Raw genomic sequence first — 13,396 nt, forward strand, 5'->3', positions numbered from 1 at the left:
TAATTATTTATAGAATTTAACTTTAAAACATGAAGATTAATATGAATATTTTATACTAGTTTTATATTTATGAAAGGAGGTAATTATCAGCTTTAAATAGGTTGATAAGTATTTATGCGAAGCAGAGTTAATAAAATAAATAATCGTACAGTTGCTGCTTTAGGAATAAAAAGTTTAGATGAAAATTTAGAGAAAAGTATAGTTAATATAATAAATTGTAATCCAGAATATATTATTTTAGGGTGTAGTGAAATTCCTTTTACAGAAAGAATTTTGAAAGCTTTAAATAATGCTAATTGTCCTAAGATTTTAATACTTCCATTTAACTATAGGTTTAGAAATCAAAGAGAAATAGTTAATGAAATTAAATTTATGAAAAATTTCCCTGAAAATAATATAGCAATTATATTAAATTCAGTAAATGATTCTAATTTTATCTTAACGGATAAAATTTGTTATATATCTTCAGGAAGTTTAAATAATAATGGTATAGCAAACAATGTAAATTCCTATGAAATAATGAATGACAAAGATTGTAATTATAAATTATGGGAATCAGAAATCTTTGATTTTATAAATAAAGAAATAATAAATTACAGGAGTAATGATCAAAGGGAGCAAATAGAATACATTTTAAAGGAACTTAAAAAAAGGTTGTTTATCAATATTTCTAATAATTCCAATATATTAAATGAGGAGTATATATACATTCTTCTAGATATATTAAATAGCATAGATAGATTTATTATGATAGGAACTGATGTTTATCAATATTTTGATAGGGATTTTTTAGACATAATAAAGAGTAATAAAAAAATATTAGCTAAAATAAATTCCATAAGAAATGAATTATTTAGAATACTTTTAAATATCAATGAAGGAAAGAATGATATTAATAACAAGATTTTTAATTGCTTAAAAAATGAATTTTTAGTTCTTTTAGAAGAATTAGAGGAGTTAATAAATTTAAGAGAAAATAAATATCATAATTCTATTATGTCATGGAGAAAGGATGAAAGTATAAGCTCATTTTTATCAGCTAATAATACAATTAATAATTCTTTGATTAGGAAATTCTATGAAAGAATTATTTTAAATTGTGAAAGATAAGGAGTAGTGATAAAAGTGAGTAATGTAAAGAATAAATTTGCACTAGGAAATTATACAAAGGGAGCAGTTAAGAGCTTTGAAAAGAATATAGTTAGCGAAAGGGATTATTTAGAAAAGATAAAGAAAAATAAATAAAGTGTTTACTATAATAAACAATAATAATTAATTTATTATTGTTTATTTTTTTATAAGTATATTTTTAGCTTATAATATAAATATAAAACTTAATTATAGTATTATTCTAGAATTTACTATAAAAATAGTATAAGTTTTTGACAAGAGGTGATAAAACATGTGGAAGAAACAAATTATGTATCTTAAAATGTTTTTGATAGTGGTAATTTCTATACTAATATTTGTTTTATTATTTGGAAAAGAAAATCTTTTTATTGGATTAGCCGCTGTTATTACAGTTACTACAATGTTTGGAGAGGATTATACAATAAATCCAATACATCATACATTATACTTTACTGGAGTTGAACTTTTTGTAGGTTTAGGAGCATATTTTGCAGGATTAAATCCTATTTTAGGGGCTATAATGACTTTAATTGTATCATTCTTTATATACTTTTCTTTTACTTATGATACAAAGCCTACTAAAGCCTTAGGATTTATACAGTTATATTTATTTTTATTATATGAACCAGTTACAACTAGCGAATTACCAAAAAGAGTATTTGCTTTAATTTTTGGTGGTATAGTCATAATGACACTTTACTATATCTTAGCTAGATATAATTTTAATAATATATTTAACAAATCAATAAAAGGGTGTATTAATTCATTAATTGAAAACTTAAATGAATTGATAAATACTGGTTGTATAGAAAAAAATAATAGTGAAAAGGTAGCTTTAATGATTAAAGAACTTGAGATAAAGGTTCATGAAAGATTGGAATTAGATAAAAATCAAGTTTATTCTATATATTCAAAAGATTTAATAGTAGTTTTTCTAAAGAGAGTATCAAGTCTTTCATCTGAAGCCATGAAGAGAGATGTTAATAAGGAACTTATTAAAAAGACCATTGAATTACTTAAAAATGTGCAAGACTTTATAGAGGATGGAAATAAGGAAAAGTTAAAAAATATACTAAATGAATATTATAATTATTTAGATTCTTTTAAGTTAAGAGATGATTTAGATAGGTATAGCTATTACAATGCTAAATTAAGTGTAAAGGAGTTTTTACAAGGACTTAATGTGAAAGAAAATCATATTGAAAGCTATTCAAATTATATTGCAAATTTTTTAAAAGCTTTAAAATCTAATTCAAATAATTTTAGAAAAAGCCTAAACATAAGATCCCTAAGATTTAATTTGGCAGTAAAAGCAGCCATAACATTGGCTTTTTCAGTATTTATAGTAAATTACTTTGAAATTTTTCAAGGTAAGTGGGCATTATTCACTATTTCCTTATTATTAATTCCCTATGTGGAACAAAGTAATAAGAAGGCAAAGGCAAGGGTTTTAGGAACTATAATAGGAGCAATTTTATTTAATGTAATTTTTTATTTTATTCAGTCAAATGTAATACTGATATTTGCTTTTATAGTTGTTTGTATATACTTAAGTATGTCTGTTGTTTCTTATAAAATTAGATGTATATTTATAACATTAAATGCATTATTAATGGCTGGGGTAATTGATCCATCACATACTCCTTATTATGTGCTAAGTGAATATAGGGTATTTTTTATCTTAATAGCATCTATAATTGTTGCTATAGTTATGAATTATATTTTTCCTTATAAAATGAAGGATGAAACTAATAAAGCAATAAAATTATATGTTTATTTAAATGAGAGAATACTAGATGGTTTAATAGAAGAAAATTCAGATAAGGAAAAATTAGTATTATCTTTTTTTGAAAGTTATAGAATATGGAAGAAGATAAATTATAACAATAAAGAGATGAAATCAGAGCAAATTCAAGAGTTATTGATATTGCAAAATGATTTTGTATCAGATGTAAACTTCTTAATAAAAAGCCCTATGATACATAATAATAAAAGCTTATTTAAAAAGAGCTTTGAAGACTTTAAAAATTATACTAAGAAAAAAGACTTTGAAGATTTAGCAATAGAAGATTTAGAGAAGGCAAAAACAGAAGAAGAGAGATTAATACTTGTATTGCTTTATAAGCTTTTCTATGTGGTAAAAGAGATGAGAAAGTTAAGTGATTTAATATGTAAAGAATAAAAATGGCATATATCAAAATATAATATAAAACTTACAAACATATTCCGAGAATTACTAGATTTCGCTAAGAATTTATAATTATTACTCCGAAGATATTACTAAAACTTCGAAACTTGCTTCGCTTCGAACAGTCTCAGTTTTTTTACGTAATATCTTCTCCATAATAATTTAAATTCTAAAGCTCATCTAGATATTCTCTTCATACTGTTTGTAAGTTTTATAAAAAGTTATTCTGATACAGCCTTTTTTATTCTTCTGGCAAAGTTAAATCGCAGGTTGAAAGCATATTAAGGGTTTCATTTACATCATGCTTAACTCCAGCAAGGATTACTAGGTCATTTTCCTCTAGAGTTGTATTAGCATTAGGCATAAATTCATGGTCATCTCTTACCATTGAGAAAATCCTACACCCTGTAGGTAACTTACAATCCTTTAAGGCTTTACCTATATACCATTGGCTACTAACAAGTACTTCACGGATTATTATTTTTTCATCTTCTTCTACAGTATCATTAGTATCTCCATTAAGTGTAATTAATTTTTCAAATAGTATTGGGAAGAAGATACAAGTTATTACTGTGGTAACTACGAAAGCAGAGTAGTCTGCAGCAGTTATGTATCCTAAATTCAATGCCATTTGAGAACCAACTATAACTAAACTAAGCTGGGCTGTTAATAACATAGATGCTGCTAAGGAATTTCTCGTTCCATATTTCTTTTTTAGTAAAAGTGATGGAATGAATTTTACTAAGAAGAAAATTAGTATAAACAAAGGTATTTTAGCAATTGATTGAGGATTTTCAACAACTGCCTTTAAATCAACATTAACTCCTACCATTATAAAAAATATAGGAATTAAAAAACCATACCCAACCACATCTAATTGGTGAGAAATTTCTTCTTTGGCTTTCCCAACTATTAATGAAAATACCATACCAGCTAAGAATGAGCCTAGAATTATCTCAGAGTCTACTTTTTCAGCAACAGCAACAAGTACCAAAACAAGAACAAATGCACCTCTTACGCTAAGGTGAAGGTTTTTAAAGGCAATAGTAGAAAAATCATGAACTTTAAATATAATCTTTGATAAGAAATATACTACTATAGCCACTGCAAATATTATTAAGAAAGTAAAACTCTTTAAGGTAATACCATTTACTGCAACAGAGGCAACAAAGGTAACACCTATTAAACTTACTAATTGAGTTATTATTCCAAAAACAAGTAAAGTTTGACCATAGCTACTATTTATTATGTGTTTTGTTTTTAAAATAGGTACAAGTAATCCTGGGGCAGCGGCAGTAAATAGCAGTGCAAAGAATATATATCCTTCTGAAATTCCTGCAAATTTTAATGTAAATGATAAAATTATAGCTGTTATTATAGATACAATAAACATCTTTATACTAGTGAATAACTTAGAATCTTTTAAAAGTTCTCCTTCTTTAGGTTTAAGCTCATCAAAATCTATAGCAAGACCGCTTAAAAACATTAAATAAGCTAATCCTAAGTTTGATAAAAATAAAATCCAAATATCTGGTTTAATTATGTTTAAAAAACTTTTACCTAATAATATACCTATAAATATTTCCCCTACTTGATAAGGGATATTTACTCTTTTTAGCCTTGAAACTAAAAATGGAGTAAAAAAGGCTACTACAGATAAGATTAACAATGAATCATAATTTATAGTTTCATTCATAAATAAATCCTCTCTTTTCTTTAGTATTTTATATTAAATTTAAATAACTAAGTTCATATATAAGGATTTTTTCTCTTGAGTCATATTCATACTTATTAGGAATCTTTATTTCCTTCTTTAAAGAAAATGGAGTGTAGTTTTCTAAATAGTATATGTAATCATCAGAGGGATAATAAAGTATAATATCTACTGGTCTCTCATGATTAGATACAGAATCAAGAATATTTCCAACAACTTTTATAAATATTTGTTCTGAAAAGGGATTAAAAAAGTAAAATTTATTATCCTTTGAATCTATAGGATACCTTTCAGCAAAACAATTTATAAAATTTAATTTATCTTCCTTAACTTTATTTTGTGATAAATAAGATTTTTTATTTCCTAAGCATTCATTAAAAAAAAAGTTATTCATCTCTATTCCTGTAACTTTAATATTTAAAAAGTAATTTAAATAGAAATTAAGTCTTCCTTTACCACAGCCAAAATCGATTAAGGAATCTTCTTCAGAAAATTCATATTGAGAACACATAGCTTCTAATACATCATAAGATGTAGGTTCATATCTATTGTAATGTAGAGATTCATTAAATATTTTTTGTTCTCCAGAAGTTTTTATATTTAGTAATTTTTCAAAATATTGTTCTTTCATTTTCTCCTCTTTCATAAAAATTTAGTATTTAAATTTACAACTATCAGTATAGTATTTTACCTTAAATAGGGCAAGTTAAAATTTAGGATGAGGAATTCTTAGTTAATTGAAAATACTTTATGTAAATTAAACTAAAGGAGAGATAATAGATTTATAGAATGGAAATCTAATGTTGGTCAAATTTTTATAATTAGATACAATAGTAAATGAATGGTTAAATGCATAGGAGGAATTTTAATGAGAAGCAATTATCATACACATACATATAGATGTAATCATGCTACAGGAACTATTGAAGATTATGTTAAAGAAGCTATAAAAGCCAATATAGATGAAGTAGGAATTTCTGATCATTTACCACATCCAGGTAAAAATATAGATAATTATCACAGAATGGCTTATGAAGATTTAGAGGATTACTTTGGAAAGATAGAAGAAGCTATAGAAAAGTATGGAGATAAAATATCTATAAAAAGATCCATAGAATGCGAGTATTTCCCAGACTTTGGATGGCTTTATGAAGAGTTAAAGAATAAATATAAGGCAGATTATTTAGCTTTAGGAGTACATTTTTTCCCTTATAAAGGAGAATGGGTTTATATTGGAAGAATAGAGTTAACACCAGAAATCTTAATGATCTATGCTGATTTTGTAGTAGAAGCAATTAAGAGTGGATATTTTTCATATTTAGCTCATCCAGATTTATTTGGAATGACATATAGAAATTGGGATAAACATGCAGAAGAGGCCTCAAAAAGAATTTTAAAAGCTGCAGAAGAAATGGATATGCCTATAGAAATAAATATAAATGGAATGAGAAGAAATAAACTTTCTTATAATAATGGAGAAAGATATCAATATCCAATAAAAGAGTTTTGGGAATTATCTAAGGAATACAATGTTAAAAGAATAGTTGGAATTGATGCTCATAATCCAGAAGAAATGCATGATTTAGATATGGGTTTAAACTTTGCTAAAGAACATGATTTAACTATTATAGATAGATTAGAATTTAATAAATAAAAAATAGGAGCTTAACTAAGCTCCTATTTTTTATTTATATGTTGTTTTACTTGATGGCTCATTGGATCCATATGGAGTATTTTCATTAGCTTTATTTTTAACTTTTTCATTATAATTATTTGAACATGGTGAGATGGAATCAGTTTTATGTTTCTTACAGTTTTTACTCATGATTTGGCCTCCTATTTATTGTGAGAAAGTTTTGATCTTTTAGTATATTTTTTACCACTTGAATGGGAACCTTTTTTATGACCATTTTCAATTCCTATTTCAGAACCAGCTTCTGAATACATTTTTCTTTTCTCAGCATTTGATTTAGGTCTATCTTTTAACCTGTTTTTATTATTATCCACCTTTTATTACCTCCTTAATATTTAGCTATATTTTTATTTAATATTGACTTTTAAATTAAAATGCCATTAAAGCAGAACTTAATTATGGTTTAAAAATCAATATAGGTTTAAGATTTTAAATCTTGATAATAGCTTATCCATTTATATATTTCATATAACAGGCAAAAGGGTGAATTATATACGTTTTTTGGTAATAATAAAAAAGGCATGTATTAAAATAATTTTTAATAAAACTTACAAATATATTTTCATAGACATTATCTTCATAATACTTGTAAGTTTTATTTATATATTTTCATACAGCCCATTATTTTGCTATTTAAACTTTATACATGTAGGAGATGGAATAAATATATCATTTTTTAGAAGTTTTAGTGTTCCATCTGGATTTTTAAGATAAATTGTTAGGTTATTTGATTTTTCATTTGCAATGATTAAGAACTTATTACATGGACTGATTTCAAAATCCCTAGGGAAATCACCATGTGAACTATAGTGATTTATAAGTGATAAAGAACCAGTTTCCTCATTTATTCTAAAGGCTGATATTCCATTAAATCCTCTGTTAGAAACGTATAGGAATTTATTACAAGGACTTATTTTTATTGCAGAACCAAAATTTTGTCCTCCAAAGCCATTAGGAAGTACATGAAGATATTGAACTAATTTAAATCCTTCTTCACCTAAATATTTTAATATAATGATTTCAGAACTATTTTCACATATAACATATGCAAACTTTCCATTCTTTGAAAATTCTATATGTCTTGGACCGCATCCTTTAGTACAATAAAAACTTAGATTTTCAATGTAACTTAAGGTGTTATTAGAATTGATTTTAAAAAGTTCTATTCTATCCATACCTAAATTTACAGCACATATAAATTTATTATCTGGAGTTATTGATGCAAAATGCATTTTTGAATCATCTTTATGAGAAAATGCACTTAATGAAGTATCTATATCAAAATTCTCATTTAATGAATATGTATTAATTGATTTTTCATGAAAATTACTAGAAACTATTAAGGATTTATCTGGGATTATATTAATATGACAAGGTTTTTTACCTTGAAGTAAACTAGCACCTGTTAATTTCAATGAATAATCCTCTTCTATATTATAAGAAGCAACACCACCTAGTGTATCTAGTGAAAGTGGGTTCCCCACTGTATATAGTTTATTGTTATGTATGCACAAATAAGTAGGATTACCGAATCTAGCTACTACGGATAAATCTTCAATATTTCCTTTATCAGTATCTAGACATAATCTATAGATACCTTCACTAGCCCCATTTGTGTAAGTACCTATATATGCAATAGATTTGTTCATTTTTAAAGCCCCCTCTGACTTGAGTATATTGTTAATTTTACGTTTTATTTGTATGATATAAGATATATTAACAATTTTTATAAATAATATTAAAGATTAAATATTATTTGTTATACCATATAAAACAAAAATAGTAAAGAATATAAAATAAAAAACATATATAATTTTTAATGTTTAGATTTTTTTAATGGAGGACAAAGATGAAAAAGACTATTGGTATATTAGCTCATGTTGATGGAGGAAAAACCACTTTTTCTGAGCAACTTTTATATCATACAAAGAGTATAAGAAATAGGGGAAGAGTTGATCATAAGAATTCTTATTTAGATAATAATCAAATAGAGAAAGATAGAGGTATAACTATATATTCTGAGGTAGGTAAATTTTCTATAGAAAATCAAGAATATTATCTTATAGATACTCCAGGGCATATAGATTTTTCACCAGAAATGGAAAGAGCTATTAGTGTTTTAGATTATGCTATTTTGATTATAAGTGCAGTAGAAGGGGTTCAGGGACATAGTGAAACAATATGGGAATTATTAAATAAGTATAAGGTTCCTACTTTTATTTTCATAAATAAGATTGATAGAGAAGGAGCAGAAGTAAATAAGGTTATAAATGAAATGAAAGTCAAACTTAGTGAAGATATTGTTTTCTTTTCAAGTAAATTAGAAGATAAGACTATAGAAGAAGTAGTTGAAAGAGATGAGGACTTATTAAACTTATATTTAGAAGGAAATTTAAGTGAAGAAGAATTATTAAATAAAATACCAAGTATGATAAAGGAACTTAAAATTTTTCCTTGCTTATGTGGTTCTGCTTTACTAGATGAGGGCATAGAAGATTTTATAAGGTGGTTTCACAACTTATCATTTACTAACTATGAGGAAAGAGAAGATTCTTTTAGAGGAAGAGTTTTTAAAGTAAGACATGATGAAAAGGGAAATAGATTAACCTTTATAAAAGCTCTAAGTGGAACTTTAAGAACTAAGGAAGAATTGACATATTTAAAAGAAGGAAAAGAGTCTTTAGAGAAAGTAAATGAAATTAGAATATATAATGGAAGTAAATATGAACTTGTAAATGAAGTTAAGGCAGGAGATATATTTGCAGTGGTAGGAGTTAAAGGACTAGAATCTGGTGATGGGATTGGTATAGAAAATATTGATTCATATGATATGGTTCCTACTTTGAAGTCTAAGGTGGTTTATAGAGAAGGGTTAAATCCAAAGGAAGTACTTTCATGGTTTAAAATCTTAGAAAGTGAAGAGAGTACTTTAAGTGTATCTTGGGATGAAAGATTAAAAGAAATTCACGTTAATATTATGGGGAAAGTTCAATTGGAAGTTCTTAAAGAAGTTATGAAAAATAGATTTAATGAAGAAATAGAATTTGGAACTCCAGAGATATTATATAAGGAAACATTAAATGAAGAAGTAATAGGGTATGGCCATTTTGAGCCTTTAGGACATTATAGTGAGGTTCACTTAAAAATTGAGCCTTTGGAAAGAAATTCAGGAATAGTATTTGAAAATAAATGTCATGCAGATGATCTTACACCAGGAAATCAAAATTTAATAAGGACTCATATATTTGAATGTGAGCATAAGGGAATATTAACAGGTTCGCCTATTACGGATCTTAAAATAACCTTATTAACAGGAAGAGCTCATAATAAACATACAAGTGGTGGAGATTTTAGAGAAGCTACAAAGAGAGCTTTAAGACAGGGATTAGAAAGTGGAGAAAATAAACTTTTAGAGCCCTATTATAAGTTTAAAATAGATGTGGATCTTAACCTAATAGGAAGAGTAATGAATGATATACAAAGGATGAATGGAGAGTTTAAGGATCCAATTATAGATGGAGAGAGAGCGACCATAGAAGGAAAGGGACCTGTTTCTACATTTATAAATTATGGTATGGAGTTTCAGTCATTTACTAAGGGAAAGGGAGGACTTTCTCTTAAGTTTCATGGGTATGATTTATGTCACAATGAAGAAGAGATTATTGAAAAGATGGCATATGATAGAAATGCAGACATTGATTATACTTCTACTTCTATATTTTGTTCAAAGGGTCAAGCTTATTTAGTTAAAGGAGAAGAGGCAAAAGAAAATATGCATTGTTTAGTTTAGAGAAGTTTTTGTTTTTAATATGGCTTTGTATAAACTTTAAAGAAATTTATGAAATTAAAATTTAGCTAAATTATATTAATTAGACAAAAATATATAGCTTAGTTATAATTTATAGAGAAAGTTTAAACTATTTAAGATGAATTAATTTTCTATGAGGTGAAGAAATGGAATTAGTAAATATTTATGATGAATATAGAGAAGTAAATAAAAATTATGTGGATTTTATAGAGGAACTAGTAAATAAAAATTTTGAAGGATTTAGCGAAGATTTTGTAATGGGCAATCTAGAAAATTTTCAAAATTCCATTGGAGATTTAAAACTAAAGGCTGATGATCTTCAGGTTGAGGAAGAAAATAAAGATAATTTAAAGGATTTAAAATATTTAATTGTTGATACATTATTCCTTACCTTTGATTTAAATAACTTTTATAAGCTTAAAGAATTTGAAAGATTTAAAATGAGATTTGCAAATTATGTTAACAAAAGAAGAAGAGATGAGATGTTAAAATCTTTTTAGAATAAAGAGAGGGCTTTTATCAAAAAATAATAATAAAACTTACAAACAATATGAAAAAATACTGTTTGTAAGTTTTATGAAAAGTTATTTTGATGAAAGTCCTTTATTTATAAACACGTTTTAAAGTAGTGTGTTCAGTAGATCCTAATATTAAAGGAACATTTTCAATTTCAATTTCACTAGATTCAAGGCCGAACCATTTAGCTGGAGAAACTGTGAATTTTTTTATGAAAAGCTTAGCTTTAATTATCATTGAATTCCATGATTTAAGCTTGCTTTCTGATGATAAACATTCATTTATAAGAATAAATCTGAAATCTCCTACATTTCTGTTAGGAAGTGTAGTATACTTTCTATTTTGAACCTTAATATCACCATTATTTATAAGTTCACATACTATTTGACGTAAAAATACATTTAGTTTTTGGTTAACCCTAAAACCAAGTTTAAGTTGCACCTTAACCATATAATCAGTGCCAAATGTATTTACAGTATATTCAGCTGTATAGGGTTCATCAGTTACAATTACATTTACAAACCAATATACATCTGCTCTTTTAGGCCTTTTATCTAATATAGAATACATTATTTTTCTTTCTATTCTTTTGGATTTTTCTGAACTTGTTAAATAAACAAGATTTGTTGCATATTTAGGTATATCTACATCATTCTTTAATTCTTTTAATTGATTTTTATAATTTTCAATAGGAATATAGTCTAATAGACTCATTTTTATATAATGACCTTTTATCCATATATACATTATGCTTAAAATACATAAAGCTATTAATACTGAAACAAAACCACCTTTTTCGAATTTAACTGCACTTGAAATTAAGAATGAAAATTCTAAAGAGCCAAAGAAGACTAGTATAATTAGTGCAATTGGTAATGGAGTTTTTCTTTTTAATAGATAATTGAATAAAAGTATGGATGTCATAAGCATTGTTACAGTTATTGATAATCCATAAGCTGCTTCCATATTATCTGAACTTCTAAAATATAAAACTATAGCTATACAATCTATCCAAAGTATTCTGTTTATAGCTGGCATGTAAATTTGTCCCTTAGAATTAGAAGGGTAAAGACATTGTAATCTAGGGAATAAATTTAATTTAATAGCTTCTGAAACTAAGGTATATGAACCTGAAATTAAAGCTTGAGATGCTATAATAGCGGCTAATGTAGAAATTAAAACTCCAAATAGTAAAAGCCAACTAGGCATCATTTGAAAAAATGGATTTAAGCTTTCAATTCCATATAATTTAGTATTATTTTTCTGAGATAATATCCAAGCAGCTTGACCAAAATAATTTAATAGTAAGCATATTTTAACTAAAGGCCAAGTAAGATAGATATTCTTTCTACCAACATGACCAAGATCAGAGTACAAAGCTTCAGCTCCAGTTGTTGATAAAAATACTCCTCCAAGAATAAAAAAACCTAAATGATTATTTGGACTAAATAAAATTTTTATTGCATAATGAGGAGAAAGTGCTTTTAAAAGATATAAATTTCCTGATAAATTTACAATTCCTAATATGGCTAAAAATGCAAACCAAATAAACATAACCGGTCCAAAGATTTTACCTATTATTTCTGTACCAAAATGTTGAATAAAGAATAAAAAACTTAGTATTACTAGTACAATGATTATAATTATATCTTGATTATTTCCAAATATATTATTAAAACTAGGCAAGATTTTTAAACCTTCAATGGATGAAGTAACAGTTACTGCTGGGGTTAGCATTCCATCAGCTAGTAGAGCAGAACCTCCTACCATGGCAGGTACAATAAGCCACTTAGCACGACGACGAACTAAGGTATAAAGAGAAAATATACCTCCTTCTCCTTTATTATCGGCTTTTAATGTTATAAGAACATACTTTATTGTTGTTAATAAAGTCATAGTCCAAAAAATAAGAGATAATACTCCAAGGATAAAATCAGGAGTAATGCTTTCTAAACCTCCATTGCCATTTATTATTGATTTCATAACATAAAGAGGAGAAGTTCCAATATCTCCATAAACAACCCCTAAGGCTATTAAAAAGCTTCCTAAAGTAATTTTTTCAATAGAACTTTTATTAGTACTCATATCTATTCTTCCTTTATTATCATAAGTTAATTATTAAGTTGAAAAATATTAATAAATTATTAATGTGTACACATAAAATTAAAATCTAATAAAATTTATACTAGCACCATTATGAAATGATGTAAAGTTATAAATTAAAAAGAAATTAGTTCTATTTTATTAAAACTTTTACATTAAAAAGTTTATTAAAAAATATATAAGTTTTTTGAAAAAATTATAATGAATTCCTGATGAGTATTAAAGTAATCTAGTAAAATAAAA

11 protein-coding genes are annotated in these 13,396 nt (G+C 25.9%); 5 read left to right on the plus strand and 6 right to left on the minus strand.

The genetic code is table 11. From position 1 onward, the window contains the following. The first annotated feature begins 114 nt into the window (after positions 1-114). Positions 115-1,110, plus strand: coding sequence for a hypothetical protein (locus tag ACYUCG_RS03085; RefSeq protein ID WP_110084224.1), 996 nt, complete (start codon positions 115-117; stop codon positions 1,108-1,110). Between the two features lie 292 nt (positions 1,111-1,402). After that, positions 1,403-3,313, plus strand: a complete 1,911-nt coding sequence (locus ACYUCG_RS03090) for an FUSC family protein (protein ID WP_460268096.1) — start codon at positions 1,403-1,405, stop codon at positions 3,311-3,313. A 247-nt stretch (positions 3,314-3,560) separates the two neighbouring features. Here the strand turns inward: ACYUCG_RS03090 and ACYUCG_RS03095 are convergent, their stop codons facing one another. Together ACYUCG_RS03095 and ACYUCG_RS03100 are read right to left on the minus strand one after the other, a co-directional pair. After that, a complete protein-coding gene (locus tag ACYUCG_RS03095) occupies positions 3,561-5,015 on the minus strand; it encodes a cation:proton antiporter (RefSeq protein ID WP_004458826.1) in 1,455 nt (484 codons plus the stop codon). 28 nt (positions 5,016-5,043) lie between these two features. Further along, positions 5,044-5,664: a methyltransferase gene (locus ACYUCG_RS03100; protein ID WP_060795452.1), complete on the minus strand. Its 621-nt coding sequence runs from the start codon at positions 5,662-5,664 to the stop codon at positions 5,044-5,046. A 237-nt stretch (positions 5,665-5,901) separates the two neighbouring features. On the opposite strand from ACYUCG_RS03100, the gene ACYUCG_RS03105 reads away from it, so the two are divergent. After that, positions 5,902-6,687: a histidinol-phosphatase gene (locus ACYUCG_RS03105; protein ID WP_060795454.1), complete on the plus strand. Its 786-nt coding sequence runs from the start codon at positions 5,902-5,904 to the stop codon at positions 6,685-6,687. Between the two features lie 30 nt (positions 6,688-6,717). Here ACYUCG_RS03105 and ACYUCG_RS03110 read toward each other — a convergent pair whose 3' ends face one another. The 3 genes from ACYUCG_RS03110 to ACYUCG_RS03120 all read right to left on the minus strand — a co-directional run bounded on the left by ACYUCG_RS03110 (position 6,718) and on the right by ACYUCG_RS03120 (position 8,375). Continuing rightward, on the minus strand, positions 6,718-6,858 hold the full coding sequence (locus tag ACYUCG_RS03110; protein ID WP_196489538.1) for a hypothetical protein: 141 nt from the start codon (positions 6,856-6,858) through the stop codon (positions 6,718-6,720). Between the two features lie 11 nt (positions 6,859-6,869). Next, complete coding sequence (locus ACYUCG_RS03115) at positions 6,870-7,040, minus strand: hypothetical protein (protein WP_011590616.1); 171 nt, start codon at positions 7,038-7,040, stop codon at positions 6,870-6,872. A 315-nt stretch (positions 7,041-7,355) separates the two neighbouring features. After that, positions 7,356-8,375: a lactonase family protein gene (locus ACYUCG_RS03120; protein ID WP_447409912.1), complete on the minus strand. Its 1,020-nt coding sequence runs from the start codon at positions 8,373-8,375 to the stop codon at positions 7,356-7,358. 200 nt (positions 8,376-8,575) lie between these two features. On the opposite strand from ACYUCG_RS03120, the gene ACYUCG_RS03125 reads away from it, so the two are divergent. After that, positions 8,576-10,516: a GTP-binding protein gene (locus ACYUCG_RS03125; protein ID WP_460268104.1), complete on the plus strand. Its 1,941-nt coding sequence runs from the start codon at positions 8,576-8,578 to the stop codon at positions 10,514-10,516. Between the two features lie 164 nt (positions 10,517-10,680). After that, positions 10,681-11,034: a hypothetical protein gene (locus ACYUCG_RS03130; protein ID WP_060795459.1), complete on the plus strand. Its 354-nt coding sequence runs from the start codon at positions 10,681-10,683 to the stop codon at positions 11,032-11,034. A 103-nt stretch (positions 11,035-11,137) separates the two neighbouring features. Here ACYUCG_RS03130 and ACYUCG_RS03135 read toward each other — a convergent pair whose 3' ends face one another. Then, entirely contained in the window at positions 11,138-13,135 is a 1,998-nt protein-coding gene (locus tag ACYUCG_RS03135; protein WP_460268108.1) for a KUP/HAK/KT family potassium transporter, read from the minus strand. Between the last annotated feature and the right edge of the window lie 261 nt (positions 13,136-13,396).

The sequence above is a fragment of the Clostridium sp. CTA-17 genome, from assembly GCF_054767895.1.

Bases quoted from the DNA above. Each gene is read 5' to 3' on its own strand.
- ACYUCG_RS03085 (WP_110084224.1), top strand. From the start codon at position 115: ATGCGAAGCAGAGTTAATAAAATAAATAATCGTACAGTTGCTGCTTTA.
- ACYUCG_RS03090 (WP_460268096.1), top strand. From the start codon at position 1,403: ATGTGGAAGAAACAAATTATGTATCTTAAAATGTTTTTGATAGTGGTA.
- ACYUCG_RS03095 (WP_004458826.1), bottom strand. From the start codon at position 5,015: ATGAATGAAACTATAAATTATGATTCATTGTTAATCTTATCTGTAGTA.
- ACYUCG_RS03100 (WP_060795452.1), bottom strand. From the start codon at position 5,664: ATGAAAGAACAATATTTTGAAAAATTACTAAATATAAAAACTTCTGGA.
- ACYUCG_RS03105 (WP_060795454.1), top strand. From the start codon at position 5,902: ATGAGAAGCAATTATCATACACATACATATAGATGTAATCATGCTACA.
- ACYUCG_RS03110 (WP_196489538.1), bottom strand. From the start codon at position 6,858: ATGAGTAAAAACTGTAAGAAACATAAAACTGATTCCATCTCACCATGT.
- ACYUCG_RS03120 (WP_447409912.1), bottom strand. From the start codon at position 8,375: ATGAACAAATCTATTGCATATATAGGTACTTACACAAATGGGGCTAGT.
- ACYUCG_RS03125 (WP_460268104.1), top strand. From the start codon at position 8,576: ATGAAAAAGACTATTGGTATATTAGCTCATGTTGATGGAGGAAAAACC.
- ACYUCG_RS03130 (WP_060795459.1), top strand. From the start codon at position 10,681: ATGGAATTAGTAAATATTTATGATGAATATAGAGAAGTAAATAAAAAT.
- ACYUCG_RS03135 (WP_460268108.1), bottom strand. From the start codon at position 13,135: ATGAGTACTAATAAAAGTTCTATTGAAAAAATTACTTTAGGAAGCTTT.